At 73.2% G+C, this 20,174-nt stretch carries 11 protein-coding genes; 8 read left to right on the top strand and 3 right to left on the bottom strand.

Annotated elements, in window-relative coordinates; all coding sequences use genetic code 11:
* Positions 1-68: 68 nt before the first annotated feature.
* The 5 genes from pelF (at position 69) to moeZ (ending at position 6,307) form a co-directional block, all read left to right on the top strand.
* A complete protein-coding gene (gene pelF, locus CTZ28_RS00755) occupies positions 69-1,754 on the top strand; it encodes a GT4 family glycosyltransferase PelF (protein ID WP_121887199.1) in 1,686 nt (561 codons plus the stop codon).
* Positions 1,751-3,229: a hypothetical protein gene (locus CTZ28_RS00750; RefSeq protein WP_121887198.1), complete on the top strand. Its 1,479-nt coding sequence runs from the start codon at positions 1,751-1,753 to the stop codon at positions 3,227-3,229. The genes pelF and CTZ28_RS00750 overlap by 4 nt, the downstream gene beginning before the upstream one ends.
* Before the next feature lie 139 nt (positions 3,230-3,368).
* Entirely contained in the window at positions 3,369-4,328 is a 960-nt protein-coding gene (locus tag CTZ28_RS00745) for an NAD-dependent epimerase/dehydratase family protein (RefSeq protein ID WP_121887197.1), read from the top strand.
* On the top strand, positions 4,316-5,065 hold the full coding sequence (locus CTZ28_RS00740) for a spherulation-specific family 4 protein (protein ID WP_121887196.1): 750 nt from the start codon (positions 4,316-4,318) through the stop codon (positions 5,063-5,065). Before CTZ28_RS00745 ends, CTZ28_RS00740 begins: the two co-directional genes overlap by 13 nt.
* 63 nt (positions 5,066-5,128) lie before the next feature.
* On the top strand, positions 5,129-6,307 hold the full coding sequence (gene moeZ, locus CTZ28_RS00735) for an adenylyltransferase/sulfurtransferase MoeZ (protein WP_121887195.1): 1,179 nt from the start codon (positions 5,129-5,131) through the stop codon (positions 6,305-6,307).
* A 98-nt stretch (positions 6,308-6,405) separates the two neighbouring features.
* On the opposite strand, the gene CTZ28_RS00730 is transcribed toward moeZ, so the two are convergent.
* The 3 genes from CTZ28_RS00730 to CTZ28_RS00720 form a co-directional block, all read right to left on the bottom strand.
* Positions 6,406-7,854 carry an alpha/beta hydrolase gene (locus tag CTZ28_RS00730; RefSeq protein ID WP_121887608.1) on the bottom strand — a complete coding sequence of 483 codons (1,449 nt, stop codon included), beginning with the start codon at positions 7,852-7,854 and terminating at the stop codon, positions 6,406-6,408.
* A gap of 181 nt (positions 7,855-8,035) precedes the next feature.
* On the bottom strand, positions 8,036-9,574 hold the full coding sequence (locus tag CTZ28_RS00725; protein WP_121887194.1) for an alpha/beta hydrolase: 1,539 nt from the start codon (positions 9,572-9,574) through the stop codon (positions 8,036-8,038).
* A gap of 86 nt (positions 9,575-9,660) precedes the next feature.
* Complete coding sequence (locus CTZ28_RS00720; protein ID WP_121887193.1) at positions 9,661-12,402, bottom strand: lysylphosphatidylglycerol synthase transmembrane domain-containing protein; 2,742 nt, start codon at positions 12,400-12,402, stop codon at positions 9,661-9,663.
* A gap of 185 nt (positions 12,403-12,587) precedes the next feature.
* Here CTZ28_RS00720 and CTZ28_RS00715 point away from each other — a divergent pair, with 185 nt between their 5' ends.
* The 3 genes from CTZ28_RS00715 to CTZ28_RS00705 all read left to right on the top strand — a co-directional run bounded on the left by CTZ28_RS00715 (position 12,588) and on the right by CTZ28_RS00705 (position 20,166).
* Complete coding sequence (locus tag CTZ28_RS00715) at positions 12,588-12,977, top strand: MGMT family protein (RefSeq protein ID WP_183154201.1); 390 nt, start codon at positions 12,588-12,590, stop codon at positions 12,975-12,977.
* Between the two features lie 254 nt (positions 12,978-13,231).
* Entirely contained in the window at positions 13,232-16,546 is a 3,315-nt protein-coding gene (locus CTZ28_RS00710) for an ATP-dependent helicase (protein ID WP_121887191.1), read from the top strand.
* Positions 16,547-16,644: 98 nt separating this feature from the next.
* A complete protein-coding gene (locus CTZ28_RS00705) occupies positions 16,645-20,166 on the top strand; it encodes a UvrD-helicase domain-containing protein (RefSeq protein WP_121887607.1) in 3,522 nt (1,173 codons plus the stop codon).
* The last annotated feature ends 8 nt before the right edge of the window (positions 20,167-20,174 follow it).

Raw genomic sequence — 20,174 nt, 5'->3', positions numbered from 1 at the left:
TACGTTCGTCCCGCTGCGAGCCGCCGGGACAACGGCGGCTCCCCAAAAGGGAGATCGGGGGTGCACACGTGCGCATCGGACTGCTTACGGAGGGTGGCTACCCGTATGTGAGCGGTGACGCCAGGCTCTGGTGCGACCGGCTCGTGCGCGGGCTCGGGCAACACGAGTTCGACATCTACGCGCTCAGCCGTAGCAGGCAGCAGGAGGACGAGGGCTGGCTGCCGCTCCCACCACAGGTCAGCCGCGTACGCACGGCGCCTGTGTGGACGGCCGAGGACGACGGGATCGGCTACGCACGGCGTGCGCGCCGGCGCTTCGCCGCATGCTACGAGGATCTCGCGAGGGCCGTCTGTATCGACTCGGACGATCAGGCGGACCGTTTCGCCAGTGCCCTGTACGGGCTCGCGGAACTGGCCCGCGACGAGGGCGGACTCGTCGGCGCGCTCCGCTCCGAGACCGCCGTAGGCGCGCTGGAACGCGCCTGCCGCGCCCCCGGCGCGTCACGCACGGCGCGTGAGGCCCGAGTCCCCGACCTCCTCACCGTCGCGGCGCACCTCGAACGCGCCCTGCGCCCCCTCTCCCTCGACTGGTACGGCGACGACAGTCTCGGCTCCGTCGACCTGTGCCACGCGACGGCCGGCGGCGCCGCCGCGGTGCCCGGACTGCTCGCCCGCCACTTCTCCGGTGTGCCTCTCCTGGTGACCGAGTACGGCGTCCAGCTGCGCTCGCACTACCTGGCCACCGGAGCCGGCACGGAGTCCCCGGCCGTACGGGCGCTGCTCGCCGTCTTCCACCGCCGGCTCGCCGCCGAGACCTACGCACGAGCCGCGCTCGTCACCCCGGGCAACACGCACGCACGCCGCTGGCAGGAGCGGTGCGGCGCGGACCGCGCCAAGATCCGCACGGTCTACCCGGGCATGGAGGCGTCCCGCTTCGCCGAGGTCGGCGAGTCCCAGGAGCCCGCCGACACGGACACGCTGGTGTGGGTCGGCCGGGTGGAGCCCGCCAAGGACCTGGTGTCGCTGCTGCACGCCTTCGCGGAGGTCCGCAGGGCGCAACCCAAGGCCCGGCTGCGGGTCGTGGGCGCTCCGGCGGACCCGGAGGGCCAGGCCTATCTCGGCCACTGCCGGGCGCTCGCCGCGCAGCTCTTCCCGGACGAGGCGGACGGCGTGCACGCGGTCGGGGACAATCCGGTGTCCTTCGAGGAGATCGGCGGCCCGGAGGCCCCGACCCTGGCCGACGCGTACGCCTCGGGCGCCGTGGTCGTCCTGTCCAGCGTCGTCGAGGGCTTCCCCATCGGCCTGGTCGAAGCCATGTTCTGCGGCCGGGCGACGGTCTCCACGGACGTCGGCGCGGTGGTCGAGGTCATCGGCGGCACGGGCCTCGTCGTGCCCCCGCGCAACCCGCGGGCCCTCGCGGAGGCCTGCGTGGCGCTGCTGCGCGACCCCGAGCGCCGTGCGCGGCTGGGCGCGGCCGCCCGCGCCCGCGCGCTCGAACTGTTCACCGTCGAGCAGAACATCGCGGCATTTCACAGCATTTACCTGGAGGTCGTCTCGCGCTGCCCGGTGCGGCGCGTGGTCCTCGACGGCGCCGGCGAACCCCTGCCGTTCGCCGTCCCGGCCGAGGCGCACATCCCCGGCCGCTGGACCGGCCCGGCGAGCCGTGTCCTCGCCCGTGGCGGCCCCGGCTGGGCCTCCACCGCACCCGACCCGGTGGCGGCCACCTCGTCGGCGGCCGCGGAGGGTGCCCGATGAGCGGCCTGGGCGAACTGGACCGCCCCGGAACCCCGGTCAGCCCCGGCGCCTGGGACACCCGTTCGGAGGGCTGGCTCTTCGCAGAACCGAACGACCCGGATGAGCCGAACGAGCCGAACGCGACGGACGAGCCGAATGTGACCGGCGGAGCTGGTGTGACGCATACAACGCATACAACGGATACAGCGCATGCAACGAATACAGCAGATACGGCGGATACGGCGGATACAGGGGACGTCATGCGGGCGCCGACGGGCGTCGCCGCGCGCACGACGTCCGGCGCCCTGACCGGTACGAGACCGATGGGCGGGGGCCGCGGCGCGGGCGGTGCGGCCGGCGCGGGTTCGGGCGCCAAGCGCGGGTCCACGGGGCGCCGCGGAGCCGCGGACCCCGTGAAGACGCTGATGCACCGGCACCGCGAACTGTGCGAACGGGCCGTGGACCCGCTGGAGATCGCCGCGGGGCTGGAAGCGCACGGCATCACCGAGCGGACCGCCGCCCGCTTCCGCCACCGCGACGTCTTCTCCCTCGCCGAGGAGATGTACGCCCGCGTACCCCGCGACGCCGACCAGCCCCCGCCGCCTGCCAGGACCGCCCCGGCCGCCCGGGCACGCGCCGACTGGGCCCTGCGCGCCCTCCTGCCCGGCGCCCTGACCGGACTCACCCTGGCGGGCGTGCACCTCACCGACGGACGCGCACGCTTCCTGGTCGCCGCCGCCGGTGTCCTCGCCGTGGCACTCGGCGCCGGCGTGGCACTGCGCCGCGGCCCGCTGAGCGCACCGTCCGGCACGCACACGTGGCGCCCTGTCGGCCGGACACAGGCCGGGGCCTGGTGGCTGTTCGGATACGCCCTCCTCGGTGACGGCCTGCTCGGCGCCGCCCTCTCCGGCGGCCCCGACGGCCTGCCCAACGGCACCGCTGACGGCCCCTGGCCGCTCACCGCCGCGCCCGTCCTGGCCCTCACCCTGGCCTGCGCCCCGGCGGCCTGGTGCGCCCACCTCTTCACCATCCACGCGCGCCGCAGACTCGCCGGCAGCCGCGGCCTGGCGGAGTTCGCCGCCGGCGTACGGCCGTTGCTGCTCGGCACGTTCGCCCTCTTCCTGTGCGCCCTCGCCGCCCTGGCCGCACTCTCCGGAGCGGTGCTGCGAGAGCCCGCCGCCTACCCCGAGACGCTCGCCCTCGGTGCCCTCCTGCTGCTCGCCCGCCTCCTCACCGTCCACCGCCTGCCGCACCCCGCGGCCCTGGCCGTCACCGCCGCGGCCACGACCGAGGTACTGGCGCCGGCGCTCGTCCTCACCTCCCACCTTCCCGGCTGCGCCTTCCTGGCCGTCCCCGTCGAGGCCCTGGTGGACGCCTGGGGCCCGGGCGCCGTCCCGACGCTCGCCTGTGCGACGGCCGCCCTGGCGCTGCTGCTCCACGCGAGCCGCTCCCTGACCCGGGCCTCGGCCCACGCGCCGACCGGGGAGCAGACGTGAACCCACTCACCGGCGCCCGGCCCCGCCGGCGAAGGCGACCGCATCACCCCTTCGAAGGAGAAGACCAGATGACCACCTCCCGACCCGGAGCATCCGGAGCCACCGGAGCAGCCGGAGCACTCACCCCGGGAGCCGAACGATGAGGGTCCTGCTGATCGGAGCCAACGGCTACCTCGGCCGCTTCGTCGCCGACCGCCTGCTCGCCGACCCGGCCGTCCAGCTCACCGCGCTCGGCCGCGGCGACGACGCCGACGTCCGCTTCGACCTCGCGACCGGCAGCCCCGGCGCGCTCACCCGCTTCCTGGACGCGGTCCACCCCGGCGTCGTCGTCAACTGCGCGGGCGCCACCCGCGGCGGTGCCCGCGAACTGACCCGGCACAACACCGTCGCCGTCGCCACGGTCTGCGAGGCCCTGCGCCGCAGCGGCTGCGGCGCCCGGCTGGTGCAGATCGGCTGCAGCTCCGAGTACGGTCCCAGCCAGCCCGGCTCCTCCACGGCCGAGGACGCCGTGCCCCGCCCCGGCGGCCCGTACGGCGTGAGCAAGCTCGCCGCCACCGAACTGGTCCTCGGATCGGGTCTCGACGCCGTCGTGCTGCGCGTGTTCTCGCCCGCCGGGCCCGGCACCCCGGCCGGCTCGCCGCTCGGCCGGCTCGCCGAAGCCATGCGCCGCGCCATGCAGTCCGGCGACGGCGAACTGAAGCTCGGCGGTCTGGGCGTCCAGCGCGACTTCATCGACGTACGCGACGTGGCCCGCGCCGTGCACGCGGCCTCGCTCTCCGCGGCACAGGGCGTCATCAACATCGGCTCCGGCCGGGCCATCCGGCTCCGCGACGCCGCCGGTGTCCTCGCCCGTGTCGCCGGATACGGCGGTGCCCTGCACGAACTCGACGGACCGCCCGGCCCGTTGCGCGCGGCCATCGGGCACCCCCGCCCCGACCCCGACCATGTGCCGCCCGTCGCGTACCCGTACCCGGACGGCTGTGGCAGCTGGCAGCAGGCCGATGTGCGCACCGCACGCGACCGGCTCGGCTGGCGCCCCCGGATCAACCTCGAGGAATCCCTCGCCGACATCTGGATGGAGGCCGCATGCCGTATCTGACCAGCACCCCTGCGGGCACCGCCCACACGAGCCTGCAAACCGGCTTCGGCGTCCCCGGCTATGCGCACCCCCTGGTCGCCCCGATGGAATGGGCCGAACTCACGCGCCCCGGCACCCCCCTGCACTGGGTGGTCCTGGACGTCGCGGGCGGCCCCGGCGCCCATCCCGACCCGCACTGCCTGCAGGCTGCGGGCCGGCTGCGCAACGCGGGCGTCCGCGTCCTCGGCCACCTGGACACCGTGTACGGCGCCCGGGCTCGCGCGGAGCTGCTCGCGGACGCGCGGCGCTACCGCGAGTGGTACCAGGTCGACGGCTTCCTCCTGGACCGCTGCCCCACCGGGCGTGCCGAACTGCCGGCCGTCCGGCGCACCGTCGCCGCGCTCCGCGCCCTCGGCAGGACCACCCATATCGTCCTCGGCCACGGCACCCACCCGCACCCGGGCTACGCCGAGAACGCCGACCAACTGGTCACCTTCTCCGGCCCCTGGTCCGACTACCGCTGGTCGCAGGCCGACGAGTGGACCGCCGACTACCCGCCCGACCGCTTCTGCCACTTCGTGCACGGTGTGCCGCGCGGCCATCTCGACGAGGCGCTGCGCATCGCCCGCTGGCAGGGCGCGGCGACGATCTACTTCACGGACCGAACCGACCGCGGCGGCCGCGTCGACCCCTGGGAGTCGATGCCCGGCTACTGGGACGACATCGTCTCGCGGATCGGAACGGGTGTCTCGGAATGAAAAAGGCCGTGGCAGTGTTACGGGTAGAACAATTGTAGTGATCGACCGACCAACGGAGTCCCCGTGTCGCTGCCACCCCTGGTCGAGCCAGCCTCTGAGCTCACCGTAGACGAGGTCCGCAGGTACTCCCGCCACCTGATCATCCCTGATGTCGGGATGGACGGGCAGAAGCGGCTGAAGAACGCGAAGGTGCTCTGTGTGGGCGCCGGTGGTCTGGGCTCGCCGGCGCTGATGTACCTGGCCGCCGCGGGCGTCGGCACGCTCGGCATCGTGGAGTTCGACGAGGTCGACGAGTCGAACCTGCAGCGCCAGATCATCCACAGCCAGGCCGACATCGGCCGCTCCAAGGCCGAGTCGGCGCGTGACAGCGTCAAGGGCATCAACCCGTACGTGAACGTGATCCTTCACGAGGAGCGGCTCGAGGCCGACAACGTGATGGACATCTTCAGCCAGTACGACCTGATCGTCGACGGCACGGACAACTTCGCGACCCGCTACCTGGTCAACGACGCGTGCGTGCTGCTCAACAAGCCGTACGTATGGGGTTCGATCTACCGCTTCGACGGCCAGGCCTCGGTGTTCTGGTCCGAGCACGGCCCCTGCTACCGCTGCCTCTACCCGGAGCCCCCGCCGCCCGGCATGGTCCCCTCCTGCGCCGAGGGCGGCGTCCTCGGTGTGCTGTGCGCGTCCGTCGGTTCCATCCAGGTCACCGAGGCGATCAAGGTCCTCACCGGCACGGGCGAGCCGCTGGTCGGCCGCCTGATGATCTACGACGCCCTGGAGATGCAGTACCGCCAGGTCAAGGTCCGCAAGGACCCGAACTGCGCGGTCTGCGGCGAGAACCCGACCGTCACCGAACTCATCGACTACGAGGCCTTCTGCGGCGTCGTCTCCGAGGAGGCCCAGGCGGCGGCCGCCGACTCGACGATCACTCCCAAGCAGCTCAAGGAGTGGATCGACGACGGCGAGAACATCGAGATCATCGACGTCCGCGAGCCGAACGAGTACGAGATCGTCTCCATCCCGGGCGCCAGGCTGATCCCGAAGAACGAGTTCCTCATGGGCTCCGCCCTGGAGGGCCTCCCGCAGGACAAGAAGATCGTCCTGCACTGCAAGACGGGCGTCCGCAGCGCGGAGGTTCTCGCGGTGCTGAAGTCCGCCGGCTTCGCCGACGCCGTGCACGTCGGCGGCGGCGTGATCGGCTGGGTCAACCAGATCGAACCGCACAAGCCGGTCTACTAGGCGTACACCTTCACCGGTTCCGGAGGGGCTCGGCAGCGCGTGTGCCGGGCCCCTTTCCGCTGCCCGCGGGCTGCCCGGGGCCCGCGCTCCGTGGGCCGCTAGGAGCAGACCTTGCCGTCCTTCGGCACCATTCCGTCCAGCAGGTAGGCGTTCACCGTCGTATCGACGCAGTCGCTCCTGCCGTACGCCCCGTGTCCCTCGCCCTTCCAGGTCAGCTCCACACCGACGTCCTTGCCCAGTTCGTCCGCCATCCTGCGGGCGCCCTCGTACGGCGTCGCCGGGTCGCCGGTGTTGCCGACCAGCAGGATCGGCGCCGCACCCGGCGCGCCGACCTCCGGGGTGTCGTACTGCCCGGCCACCGGCCAGTCGTGGCACCAGCCGGCCGTGTCCCAGCCCAGGAACTCCCCGAACACCGGGGAGATCTCGTCGAACTCCGGCAGCAGCTTCTTCGTCTCCTCCAGCGTGGGCCGCTGCCTGTCGTCCAGGCACGATATGACCCGTTGGGCATGGGACGACGTGCCGTAACGCCCCGAGGGGTCCCGCTCGTTGTAGTCGTCGGCGAGGGACAGCAGCCCGCTGCCGTCGCCCTGCTCGGCCGCCTTCAGCGCCTCGGTCAGCTCCGGCCAGCGGGACTTGCTGTACAGCGGCAGGGCGATGCCGGTGACCGCGAGCGACTGGGTGAGCCCGCGCCCGGACGACGCCGGGAGCGGCTGGGCGTCGAGCCTGTCCAACAGGGCCGCGATCTTCCGGGAACCCTCCGCGGGGTCCTGACCGGTGGACTTCAGGTAGTCGTCCAGGGCCCGCTGGAAGCCCAGGGCCTGGTTCTTGGCGTGCCCCACCGTGTCGGCGGTCGGGTCGACGACCGCGTCCAGGATCATCCGGCCCACGTTCTCGGGGAACAGGTGGGCGTAGACGCCGCCGAGTTCGGTGCCGTAGGAGATGCCGAAGTAGTGCAGCTCGGTGTCGCCCAGGACCTGGCGCATCAGGTCCATGTCGCGGGCGGTGTCCGTCGTCGAGACATGCTCCATCAGCGTCCCGGCGGCGCGTGCGCAGCCCTTGCCGAAGTCGGCTGCGTCCTGGAGATAGGCCTTTTCCTCGGCCGGGGTGTCCGGGGTGTTGTCCACGGTCTCGGCGGCCTGGATGTCGCGGTCGCTGCGGCAGCGGATGCCCTCGCTGGCCCCGACCCCGCGCGGGTCGAAGCTCACCAGGTCGTAGCGCTCGCGCAGCTTGGCGACCGTCGGTGCGTAGTACGGCATCATCGAGACGCCCGAGCCGCCCGGGCCGCCGAAGTTGAAGAGCAGTGAGCCGATGCGGTCGTTGCCGGTGGCCCGCGCCCGGATCAGGCCGACGCCGATCGTCCGGCCGTCCGGCTTCGCCCAGTCCAGCGGCACCGTGAGCGTCGCGCACTGCCAGTCGGCGCTCGGCGCCGCGGAGTCCGCGGTGGCCTTGCAGCGGCCCCAGCCGAGCTTCTGCGAGGTGAGCGAGGAGCCCTTCCCCTCGCCTCCGTCCCCACTGCCGTCGGACGATCCGCCGCCGCATCCGGACATCAGCACCGCAGCCGCCACCGCGGCCGTCCACCGTACGAAACGCACCTTCTGCACCCCCCTCGCAAGCCCTCCGCACGTCGGTCGCGGAGAGCGGTCAGGCCATAGTAGGCGGATCGCCTCCGCCGCGTTGCGGCCTGTGGATAACCCTCTGACCTGCGATTCAGCCGAGGATGAGGGCGGGTCAGGAGCAGACCTTGCCGGCGGTCGGCACCTTCCCGTCCAGCAGATAGCCGTTCACGGCATCCTGCACGCACTTGTTCTTGCTGTCGTACGCGCCGTGCCCCTGCCCCTTGTACGTCAGCAGGACGCCGACGCCCTTGCCGAGCGCGTCCACCATGCTCCGCGCGCCCTCGTACGGGGTCGCGGGGTCGCCGGTGTTGCCCACGACGAGGATCGGCGCGGATCCGGGCGCGCTCACGTCGGGGTGCTCGGCGGCGCCCGGCACCGCCCAGTCGGTGCAGCTGATCATGCCCCAGGCCAGGAAGTCCCCGAACAGCGGGGAGGCGGCGCGGAACTCGGGCACCTTCCGCTGGATGTGGTCGACGGTGTACCGCTGCTTCTCGTCAGCGCAGTTGATGGCCACATTCGCGGCGGTGAGGTTGCTGTACTCGCCGTTCTCGTTGCGGCCGTTCAGCGAGTCGGACAACAGCATCAGGATCCTGCCGTCGCCGTCGTACGCCTCCTCCAGGCCCGCAGTGAGGTACTCCCAGAAGTCCTTGGAATACAGGGACTGCGCGATGCCGTTGGTGGCGGCGGTCTGGGTGAGCTGGCGCGGGAAGATGCCCGGGATCGGCTTCTTGTCGAGGTCGGCGAGGAGTTTGACGATGCGGTTCTTGACGTCCTGCGCGGTGTCACCGATCGGACACTCGGCGATCTTCGAGGTGCAGTCGTCGGCGAAGTTGTCGAGCGCGCGCTGGAAGCCCCTGGCCTGTCCCAGGGCGCTCTGCTCGGGGGTCTTGGTGGGGTCGACGACCCCGTCGAAGACGGCCCGGCCCACGTTCTTGGGGAACAGGTGGGCGTAGACGCCGCCGAGTTCGGTGCCGTAGGAGATGCCGAAGTAGTGCAGCTCGGTGTCGCCCAGGACCTGGCGCATCAGGTCCATGTCGCGGGCGGCGTCCGTGGTGCGCACATGCGGCAGGATCTGCTGGGAGTTCTTCTCGCAGGCTGCGTTGAACCCTCTGGTCCGGTCCACGAGCTGGGCGCGCTCGGCGGCGTTGTCGGGCGTCGCGTCCTGCTGGAAGTACTCGTCGAGCTGTGCGTCGGTCTTGCACTTGACGGGGGCGCTGCGGCCGACGCCGCGTGGGTCGAAACTCACCAGGTCGTAACGCGTGCGCAGCTTCGTGTAGTCCGCGGCGAAGGCGGGCAGCGTGGTGACGCCGCTGCCGCCGGGCCCGCCGAAGTTGAAGATGAGCGAGCCGATCCGCTGGGCCGGGACACCGCTCGCCCTGGCCCGGATGAGCGCGAGCCCGATGGTGTCGCCCCCCGGGTTGCTCCAGTCCAGGGGAGCCTCCAGGGTGGCGCACTGCCAGGAACCGCCGCCGCCCGCCGGCGGCGAGGGCGGGGTGCCGCCGCCCTCCGCCTCGGAGGGGGCCGGGCAGGCCTTCCAGACCAGCTTCTGGGCTGTCAGATCCCCGGCCGCCGAGCCCTCGCCGCAGGCCACGAGCAGCGAGGGCAGCAGGACGGCGGCGGCCAGGGTGGCATGGATCCGGGAGGGGGTCATGGTCCCATCCTGGGGTCGTGCACGCCGGGGCGCTCGGGGCGCGAGCCGTACGAGGTACGGGCCGCCCCTGGCCGGGGTCCGGCGCTCTAGAGGGAGCCCCGGCGTGAGAGGTGGTTGAAGGCCAGCCAGCCCGGCAGCACCGGTAGCCACAGGGTGAGCAGCCGGAACAGCAGCACGGCCGGTGCGGCGACCTCCTTGGGGAGCCCGACGGCGATCAGACCGACGGTCAGTGTGGCCTCCACGGCGCCCACGCCGCCCGGCGTCGGCGCCGCGGAGCCGAGGGCGTTGCCGGCCAGGAAGACGACGGCGACGCTGGCGATGCTGAGCGACGTCGACTCGTCGCCGAACGCGCGGATCGAGGCGTCCAGGCACATCACGAAGCAGGCGGTGAGCAGCAGCATGCCGCCGATGCCCGTGACCAGCTTCTGCGGGCGCTGCAGCACGTCGAGCATGCGCGGCACGACGCCGGCGAACAGTGACCTCACGCGTGTGGCGACGAATTTCCGCAGGAACGGCACCGAGGTCACCACGAGGACGAGCACCGCCACCGTCAGCAGGCCGGCGATGACCGTCCGGGACGGGGACAGCGACGGCGTCTTCTCGGTGCCGGTCAGATAGCCGAAGGACAGCAGCATCAGGACATGGCAGCCGAGCCCGAACAACTGGGAGGCGCCGACGCTCGCCACCGCGAGCCCGGGGCGCACGCCGGCGCGCTGCAGAAAGCGCGTGTTGAGGGCCACACCGCCGACCGCGGCCGGCGCCACGATCTTCACGAACGACCCGGCGACCTGGGCCGCCACGGTCCGCAGGAACGGCACGCGCTCGGGCACGAAGCCCAGGAGCGACATGGCGGCGGCGACGTAACTGAGCGCGGAGAACAGCACCGCCGCGGCGACCCAGCCCCACTGGGCCTGCGCGAAGAGGGTGCCGAACTCGATGTGCGTGAGCTGGGTGAGCAGGTAGTACGCGCCGATGGCGCCCGCGATGAAGCTGATCAGCGTGCGTGGTCGGACCCGCTCCAGCCGGGCGGGCTCCACGGGGGCCTGCGGCCTGATCCGCAGCACCTCGTGCCGGATCTGGGTGAGCAGATCGTCTTCGCGGGCCTCTTCCAGGGCCTCGTCGATGGCCCGCTTCTCGGCCCGCTGCTCGGCGCGCACCGTCTTCTTGTCGGGCTTCTCCAGGGCGGTCCTGGTGTCTTCGGGGGCCTCCTCCAGACGGGCCTGCTTGGCCTGCCGGGCGGCCTCCAGGACCGCCTCGCGCTCGCGTTGCGTCCGCTCGCGGGCCAGTTTGCGCAGTGTCGCGCGCGTGGAGCGGGTCAGGGCGATCGGCTGGAGCATCGGCAGACAGTCGGCGACCGCGTCGGGGCCGAGGACGCCGACCGCGGAGGCCACCGCCCGTTCGGCGCCCACCCGCAGTCCGAGCGTGGTCACCAGTTGGGCGACATCCATACGCAGCAGCAAATCTCCGGCCGCGATCTCGCCGCCGCGCAGATCGGTGAGGATCACCGTGCCGGAACGATCCACCAGTATCGCGTCGCCCGCGAGCCTGCGGTGCGCGATGCGTCGCGACTGCAATGCCTGCACCTGGTGCCAGGTGTGGCGCAGCAGCTCGTCGGTGATCTCCTCGTCGGCCAGCGAGTCGAGTGTGCGCCCGCCGGTGTGCTCGTAGACGAGCATGACGGCGTCCGGGCCCAGCTCGGAGGTCGCGATCAGCTTGGGCGCGTTAGCACCGGCGGCGATGGCGGCGTACGCCAGCAGCGCCTCCTGCTCCAGCGCCTGGCGCAGCGACTGCAGGCTGGAGCGGGTGGCGAAGCCGCGCAGGGTCAGATTGCGCCACGCCCGGTAGAAGAAGCCCTGCGCCTGCTGCTCCCGGTCGACCACGGTGACGTCCAGGGGTTGCCCGTCCTCCAGGGTCACGAAGTAGCGCCGTCCGCGGTCGCCGTTCTCGGTGTCCGCGGCCTCCTCCCGGGCGGCGGAGACCGGGTGGAAGCCGACGTGGCGCAGGCCCGCCATCAGCGTGCGTCCGGTGGGGCGGACGTTGGGGGAGCCGACCGCGTACAGCGTGCCGTAGGCCACGGTCCAGCCGATCAGCACCGTCAGGATGATCGAGAACGGCGTCGTGTAGCCGGTCACGAGCATGGAGAACGCGTCGAGCAGCAGCACGATCCACAGCACGGCGCGCCAGCGCGGTCTGCGGGACATGCCGACGGCCGTCATGTACGCGATCACGGGGGCCAGATAGCCGTGGACCGGGTCGGTCAGCGCGTGGATGTTGCCGGGGGAGGGCTGGGTGAGCGCTTCCTGGATCGAGTCCGGAGCGGCCCTGGCGACCCACAGGTCGGTGGCGAGCGTCACCCCGTGCGCGAGGACCGCCGCCAGGACGCCGTCGGCGATGCGCAGCCCGTCCCGTTTGATCAGGCGCTCGATCGCGAACGCGACCGGCACCAGGAGGATCGCGATGCTCGACGCCAGCCCCGCGATCTTGATCAGCAGATCGGGTGCCTGGCCGGTGCCCTTGTTGATGTCCTGTTCCAGGCCCGAGGTGGTGCCGTGGGCGAAGGCGGCGATGGCCAGGAGCACGGTGATCGCCAGCACGCCCACCAGGAGGCGCACCAGGTCGGAGGGACGGTGCACGCGCGCGGGGAGCAGTGGTTCGTCGCCCTCGACCTCGTCGACATGCGCGTCGTCCGGGCAGTCGGCGGGGCGCGCGGCCCCGGTGCCGTTCTCCTCCTCGGCGGGGCTCGTGCCGTGCGTCTCGGCGGCGTCCGGGCGCGCCTCGGCGGCGGAGGTGCTCTCCGCGCCCTCGGCGTGTACGCCCTGCTGCTTCATCGTCTCTTCTTGGTCTCGTATCACCGGTCACCGCCCGCACGATGGTGGCATGGCCCTCCGACACACAGGGTCATCAGGGTGCAAATGCGGGGCCGCACAGTGTGCCGGAAACGCCGCCGGAGGGCGAGGGCGGGCATCGCACCGCTCGCGCCGCGTTGTCGGTGGGGTGGGGCAGGATGGGGCGAATGAGCGAGGAGAGCCTTTCGGAGGAGGCGCGCGCCGAGGGGCGCGCGGACACGCTGCCGGAGTACGCCGAGCGGGTCCTCGACGTCGCCGAACGGATCCCGCCCGGGCGGGTCATGACCTACGGGGACGTCGCCGAGTGGCTGGAGGAGGGCGGCCCGCGCCAGGTCGGCCGGGTGATGGCCCTCTATGGGGGAGCCGTGCCGTGGTGGCGCGTCGTGCGGGCCGACGGAGTGCTGCTCCCGGGCCACGAACTGAGCGCGCTCGGGCACTACCGCGCGGAGGGCACCCCGCTGAAGGAGGCGGGCAGGGCCACCGAGGGCCACCTGCCGCGGCTCGACATGAGACGGGCCAGATGGGACGGCGGCGAGAGCGGACAGGGTCACACCTGACAGCTTCCGCCATCGAGGGCCCATTGGGGGAACCTGTGGCCCGTACGGGGGACACGGGGGACGTCCGTGACATGCCGTACGTTCGTGCGGTGTGGGACGCGTGTGTCGCGAGAGGCGCCTGGGAAGAAGCGGAAGCCCTGCTTCCGCACCTCGCGTCGGCGTAGCGTCGGCGGCACGTGTCCCCCTCACCCCGTGGCCACCACCCTCCGCGCGGGGCAGCCAGACGAGTACGAGCACCAGGACCGGCGAACCACGTGAGCTCCTCCTCCACCACCAGACACCTGCCGCACCTTGAGGTGCGGCAGGGGAGCCGTGGCGCCTACCGACTGGTCCGCACCCCGCCGGCCGAACCGGATCCCCCTCGTCTGGACGCCGCCCAGCGCGCGGTGGTTGACCACAGGTCCGGACCGCTGCTGGTCCTCGCGGGGCCCGGCACCGGCAAGACCACCACGCTGGTGGAGTCCGTGGCCGCGCGGATCGCCCGCGGCGCGGACCCCGAGCGGATCCTGGTGCTGACCTTCAGCCGCCGTGCCGCGATCGAACTGCGCGACCGCATGGCCCGGCGGGTGGGCACGGCCCGCGCGCCCCGGGCGACCACCTTCCACTCGTACTCCTACGCCCTGGTCCGTGCCCACCAGGACAGCGACCTGTTCGCGGAGCCGCTGCGGCTGCTCTCCGGCCCCGAGCAGGACGTGACCGTCCGCGAGCTGCTCGCGGGCCAGCCGGACCTGGAGCGGCTCGGCCTCGCCCATGTGCGCTGGCCGGACGACCTGCGCGCCTGCCTGACCACCCGGGGCTTCGCCGACGAGGTCCGTGCCGTCCTCGCCCGCAGCCGGGAACTGGGCCTCGGCCCCGCCACCCTGGACGCCTTCGCGCGGCGCATCGGCCGCCCCGACTGGCGGGCCGCCGCGGCCTTCCTCGCCGAGTACCTCGACGTGCTCGACCTGCAGGGCGTCCTCGACTACGCGGAACTCGTGCACCGCGCGGTGCTGCTGGCCGACCGCCCCGAGACCGCCGCCCGCCTGGCGGCCCGGTACGACGCCGTGTACGTCGACGAGTACCAGGACACCGATCCGGCCCAGGTGCGCCTGCTGCACGCGCTCGCCGGCGGCGGCCGCACCCTGGTCGCCCTCGGCGACCCCGACCAGTCGATCTACGCGTTCCGGGGCGCCGACGTCAACGGCATCCTGGACTTCCCGGCGGCCTTCCCGCGCGCGGACGGCCGCCCGGCCCCCGTCGAGGTGCTGCGGACCTCGCGCCGCTCCGGGGCCGGCCTGCTGGCCGCGACCCGGCTGCTGACCCAGCGGATGCCGCTGACCCGTCTCCCGGCCGACAAGGTGCGCGCCCACCGCGAACTCGCCCCGGTACGCGACACGGGCCGCGTCGAGGTCTACACGTACCCCACGGCCGGCACCGAACTGGACAACATCGCCGACATCCTCCGCAGGGCGCACCTGGAGGACGGCGTCCCCTGGAACGAGATGGCGGTCCTGGTGCGCGCCGGATCCCGCGCCATCCCCACCGTCCGCCGGGCCCTCACCTCGGCCGGCGTCCCCCTCGACATCGACGGCGACGACCTACCGCTGCGCCATGAACCGGCGGTGGCACCGCTGCTGACGGCGCTCCGTGCGGTGGCCACGGCGGAGGCGGCACGACCGGCCGAGGAGGGCGTACGGGAGGACACCGCCTGGCTCGACACCGAGACCGCGCTGACCCTGCTCGCCTCACCGCTCGCCGGCATGGACGCCGCCGATCTGCGCCGGCTCGGCCGGGCCCTGCGCGAGGAGGAGAGGGCGGCGGGCGACCCGCTGCCGCCGCCCTCGGACGTGCTGCTCGCGCGGGCGCTCGCCGAACCCGAACGGCTGGTCGCGCACGACCCCGCGTACGCCCGGGGAGCCCAGCGCCTCGGCGCGCTGCTGAGGAAGGCCCGGGAGCGCCTCGCGGGCGGCGGCACCGCCGAGGAGGCGCTGTGGGACCTGTGGGAGGGCACGCCATGGCCCGGCCGCCTGGCACGGACCGCCCGGCGCGGCGGCGCGGCCGGCCGCAACGCCGACCGCGACCTCGACGCCGTGTGCGCCCTGTTCGCCACTGCCGAGCGCGCGGAAGAGCGCACCGGAGGCCGCGGCGCCCTCAACTTCCTGGAGGAGATCGAAGCCGAGGACATCGCCGCGGACACGCTCGCCCGGCGCGCCGTGCGCCCCGACGCCGTCCGGCTGATGACCGCCCACCGCGCCAAGGGCCTGGAGTGGCGCCTGGTCGTCGTGGCCGGCGTCCAGGAAGGCCTGTGGCCGGACCTGCGCCGCCGCGGCTCCCTCCTGGAGGCCGACCGCATCGGCCGCGACGGGCTCGCCGAACCGCTCACCCCGGGGGCGCTGCTCGCCGAGGAACGCCGCCTGTTCTACGTGGCCGCCACGCGCGCGCGTGAACGCCTCGTCGTGACCGCGGTGAAGGCGCCCGCGGACGACGGCGACCAGCCCTCCCGGTTCCTCACCGAGCTGGGCGTCGACCCTCAGGACGTCACCGGCCGCCCGCGCCGTCCGCTGTCGGTGGCCGCGCTGGTCGCCGAACTGCGTGCCACCACGGTCGACCCGCGCGCGTCGGCCGGACTGCGCGAGGCCGCCGCGCGCCGCCTGGCCCGGCTCGCCGCGCTCGGCGACGAGGAAGGCCGCCCCCTCGTCCCGTCGGCGCACCCGGAACGCTGGTGGGGCATGTTCGAGCCGACCGAGAGCAAGGTGCCGCTGCGCGACCGAGACCAGCCCGTCGTGCTGTCCGGCAGCGCCCTCGACCAGCTCGCCAACACCTGCGCCCTGCAGTGGTTCCTGGGACGCGAGGTGAAGGCCGACGCACCCGCCACCGCCGCCCAGGGCTTCGGCAACGTCGTGCACGTCCTCGCCGACGAGGTCGCCTCCGGACGCACCCCCGCCGACCTCTCCGTCCTCATGGAGCGCCTGGAGTCGGTGTGGAACGCGCTCGCCTTCGACGCGCCCTGGAAGTCGGAGCAGGAGAAGGAGAACGCGCGCGTGGCACTCGAACGCTTCCTGACGTGGCACGTCGACTCCAACGGCGCCCGCGCCGGACGCAAGCCGGTGACCAGCGAGCACGACTTCGACGTCACCCTGGAAGCTGGCACCTACGAGGTGCGCATCCGCGGCCAGATGGACCGCGTGGAGACGGACGGCGACGGACGCGCGTACGTCGTCGACTTCAAGACCGGCAAACAGGCGCCCAGCGCGGCCGAGGTGGAGCGCCACCCCCAGCTGGCCGTCTACCAGCTCGCCGTCCGCGAGGGCGCCGTCGACGACGCATTCGACGGAGCGCGCCCCGAACCCGGCGGCGCCGAACTCGTCCATCTCAGGCAGGGCGCCCCCAAGCGGGACGGCGGCGACAGCCTGCCCAAGGTGCAGGCCCAGGACCCCCTGGAGGGCGAGTGGATCGGCGACCTGCTCGCCACCGCCGCCGGGAAGGTTCTCGACGAGCGGTTCACGCCGACCACGGGCCAGCACTGCACCCACTGCGCGTTCCGGGCGTCCTGCAGCGCACGGTCCGAAGGACGGCACGTGGTCGAGTGACCCGCGCCGGCCCGCGCCCCCTCCGCCCCGGCAGCCCGACCGGCCCCGACAGCAGGATCCGGCACCGGCTGTCAGTGCCCGCCGCTAGCCTCTGCGACATGCCCGCCCGTATCACCGACCCCGAGCAGCTCAAGGAGTTGCTCGGCATCCCGTTCACCCCGGAGCAGACGGCCTGCATCACCGCGCCGCCCGCCCCGCAGGTCATCGTGGCCGGGGCCGGGTCGGGCAAGACCACGGTCATGGCGGCCCGCGTGGTCTGGCTGGTCGGCACCGGCCAGGTCGCCCCCGAGCAGGTCCTCGGCCTGACCTTCACCAACAAGGCCGCCGGGGAACTCGCCGAGCGCGTCCGCAAGGCGCTTGTCAAGGCCGGCGTCACCGACCCCGACATCATCGACCCGGACAACCCGCCGGGCGAGCCGGTCATCTCCACCTACCACGCCTTCGCGGGCCGCCTGCTGACCGACCACGGCCTGCGCATCGGGCTGGAACCGACGTCCCGGCTGCTCGCCGACGCCACCCGCTACCAGCTCGCCGCGCGCGTGCTGCGCGAGGCCCCCGGACCCTACCCGGCGCTCACCCGCTCCTTCGCCGACCTGGTCAGCGACCTGCTCGCGCTCGACGCCGAACTCGCCGAACACCTCGTACGCCCCGAGGACCTGCGCACCTGGGACGCCGGCCTGCTGCGCACCCTGGAGGGCGCCAGACTCACCAACGCCGAGCTGCGCAAGGTCCCCGAGACAGCCGTGGCACGCCGCGAACTCGGCGGCCTGGTGCTGCGCTACCGGGCCGCGAAGCGCGACCGCGATCTGCTCGACTTCGGCGACCAGATCGCCCTGTCCGCCGCCCTCGCCGAGATCCCCGACGTCGGCCGCGTGCTGCGCGAGGAGTTCCGCGTGGTGCTCCTCGACGAGTACCAGGACACCTCGGTCGCCCAGCGCGTACTCCTGGCCGGCCTGTTCGGCGGCGGCACCGGTCACCCCGTGACCGCCGTCGGCGACCCCTGCCAGGCGATCTACGGCTGGCGCGGCGCCTCCGTCGCCAACCTCGACGACTTCCCCGAGCACTTCGCCCACGCCGACGGCCGCCCGGCCACCCGGCAGGCGCTCAGCGAGAACCGCCGCAGCGGCGGCCGTCTCCTCGACCTCGCCAACGGCCTCGCCGAGCCGCTGCGCGCGATGCACGCGGGCGTGGAGGCCCTGCGCCCGGCTCCCGGAGCCGAGCACGACGGCACGGTCCGCTGCGCCCTGCTGCGCACCCACGCCGAGGAGATCGCCTGGATCGCCGACTCCGTCGCCCACCTCGTGCACACCGGGAAGGCACCCGGCGAGATCGCCGTGCTGTGCCGTACGGCGACCGACTTCGCGGAGATCCAGGGCGCGCTCGTCGCCCGTGACATCCCCGTCGAGGTGGTCGGCCTGTCCGGGCTGCTGCACCTGCCCGAGGTCGCCGATCTCGTCGCCGTCTGCGAAGTCCTCCAGGACCCCGGGGCCAACGCCTCCCTGGTCCGCCTGCTGACCGGCCCCCGCTGGCGCATCGGCGCCCGCGACCTCGCCCTGCTGGGGCGCCGCGCCCGCTTCCTCGTGTCCCACACGCGCGTGGGTGCCGACGACGACCCCGACCGCAGGCTCGCCGAGGCCGTCGAGGGGGTCGACCCGTCCGAGGTGATATCGCTCGCGGACGCCCTCGACACATTCCTGGAGTCCCCCCTGGACGCGGACGGCGCCGACGACGGGCTGCCGTTCTCCACGGACGCGCGCGTGCGCTTCGCCCGCCTCGCCGCCGAACTGCGGGACCTGCGGCGCTCCCTGTCCGACCCGCTGATGGACGTCCTGCACCGCGTCCTCGCCGTCACCGGCCTCGAAGTGGAACTGTCCGCGTCCCCGCACGCCCTGGCGGCCCGTCGCCGCGAGACCCTGTCGAACTTCCTGGACGTCGCCGCCTCCTTCGCCGCCAACGAGAGCGAGGCCACACTGCTCGCCTTCCTGGGCTTCCTGCGCACCGCCGCCCAGTACGAGAAGGGCCTCGACAACGCCCTCCCCGGCGGCGAGAACACCGTCAAGGTGCTCACCGCGCACAAGTCCAAGGGCCTGGAATGGGACGTCGTCGCCGTCCCCGGCCTGGTCACCGGGACCTTCCCCAGCACCCAGGGCCGGGAGAAGTGGACCTCGCAGGCCAAGGTGCTGCCGCACGGGCTGCGCGGCGACGCCGACACCCTGCCCGACATCGTCTCCTGGGACTCACGCGGCATGAAGGCCTTCCACGAGGCCATGAAGGACCATCAGCACACCGAGGAACTCCGCCTCGGCTACGTCACCTTCACCCGCCCTCGCTCCCTGCTCCTCGGCTCCGGCCACTGGTGGGGCCCCGCCCAGAAGAAGCCCCGCGGCCCCTCCGACTTCCTGTGGGCGCTGCACGACCACTGCGCCGCCGGGCACGGCGAGATCGAGGCGTGGGCGGACGAACCCGGGGAGGACGAGGAGAACCCGGCCCTGCGCGAGGCGACCGCCGACCGGGCCTGGCCGCTGCCCCTGGACGCCGACGCCCTGGCCCGCCGCCGGGCCGCCGCCGAGACGGTCCTCGCCCACCTGGAGGGCCTCCCCTCCCACACGGCCGGCCACCCGGCGGCCGTCCACGCCCCGGACCCCCACGACGACCCGGACTGGCCCCCGCCACCCGACGACGACGCACCCCTCGACGCCCAGCCCCCCCACACCCCCTATGACGACGAGAGCCCGTTCGCTCCCGACGAGGACGAGCCCCCGTTCGCGGAAGACCCGGCCGACTGGGATTCCTGGGCCACCGACCGTCCGACGGTCCCGCACCAGGCCGGCGCACCCGCCCCGCCGGAGCCCGCGCAACCCCACCCCACGGAGCCCGGGCCCACCCCCCTCACCCCCGAGGAGGCCCGCACCATCGCCTCCTGGGACCGCGACCTGGACGCGCTCACCGGAGAACTGCTGCGTGCACGGGAGACCGTGACGGACGTCCCCCTGCCGGCCACGCTGACCGCGACCCAGCTGCTCCGCCTCGCCGCCGACCCCGACGGGCTCGCACAGGAACTCGCACGCCCCATGCCGCGCCCTCCGCAACCGGCCGCACGTCGAGGCACCCGGTTCCACGCCTGGGTAGAAGCGCGCTACGAAGAGTTGACGCTGCCCATGCTGGAACCGGAGGAACTGCCCGGCACCGAGGCCGAGATCGCCGACGAACGCGACCTCGAAGCCCTCAAGGAGGCCTTCGAACGCACCGGGTACGCACACCGCACGCCCTACCGCGTCGAGGTCCCCGTCCAGCTCGCCCTCGCCGGCCGCCTCGTGCGCGGCCGGATCGACGCCGTCTACAAGCACGGCGACGGCACCACGGCGACATACGAGATCGTCGACTGGAAGACCGGCCGCGGGCGCACCGCCGATCCGCTCCAGCTCGCGGTCTACCGGCTCGCCTGGGCCGAGCAGCAGGGCGTACCACCCGAATCCGTCACCGCCGCCTTCCTGTACGTACGCAGCGGCGAGGTCGTACGACCGGACGGTCTGCCCGACCGGGCGGAGCTCGAAACACTGCTCACCGGGGAGCCCCGGTGTGACGAACCGCCCGCTCAGGATGCCGGTCCGGGCCGATAGGCTCGATG

Source organism: Streptomyces shenzhenensis (assembly GCF_003688995.1).
GTDB lineage: Bacteria > Actinomycetota > Actinomycetes > Streptomycetales > Streptomycetaceae > Streptomyces > Streptomyces shenzhenensis_A.
This window is presented reverse-complemented; position numbering and strand designations above follow the sequence as displayed.

Bases quoted from the DNA above. Each gene is read 5' to 3' on its own strand.
- CTZ28_RS00750 (WP_121887198.1), top strand. From the start codon at position 1,751: ATGAGCGGCCTGGGCGAACTGGACCGCCCCGGAACCCCGGTCAGCCCC.
- CTZ28_RS00745 (WP_121887197.1), top strand. From the start codon at position 3,369: ATGAGGGTCCTGCTGATCGGAGCCAACGGCTACCTCGGCCGCTTCGTC.
- CTZ28_RS00740 (WP_121887196.1), top strand. From the start codon at position 4,316: ATGCCGTATCTGACCAGCACCCCTGCGGGCACCGCCCACACGAGCCTG.
- CTZ28_RS00730 (WP_121887608.1), bottom strand. From the start codon at position 7,854: ATGTCCGGATGCGGCGGCGGATCGTCCGACGGCAGTGGGGACGGAGGC.
- CTZ28_RS00725 (WP_121887194.1), bottom strand. From the start codon at position 9,574: ATGACCCCCTCCCGGATCCATGCCACCCTGGCCGCCGCCGTCCTGCTG.
- CTZ28_RS00720 (WP_121887193.1), bottom strand. From the start codon at position 12,402: ATGAAGCAGCAGGGCGTACACGCCGAGGGCGCGGAGAGCACCTCCGCC.
- CTZ28_RS00715 (WP_183154201.1), top strand. From the start codon at position 12,588: ATGAGCGAGGAGAGCCTTTCGGAGGAGGCGCGCGCCGAGGGGCGCGCG.
- CTZ28_RS00705 (WP_121887607.1), top strand. From the start codon at position 16,645: ATGCCCGCCCGTATCACCGACCCCGAGCAGCTCAAGGAGTTGCTCGGC.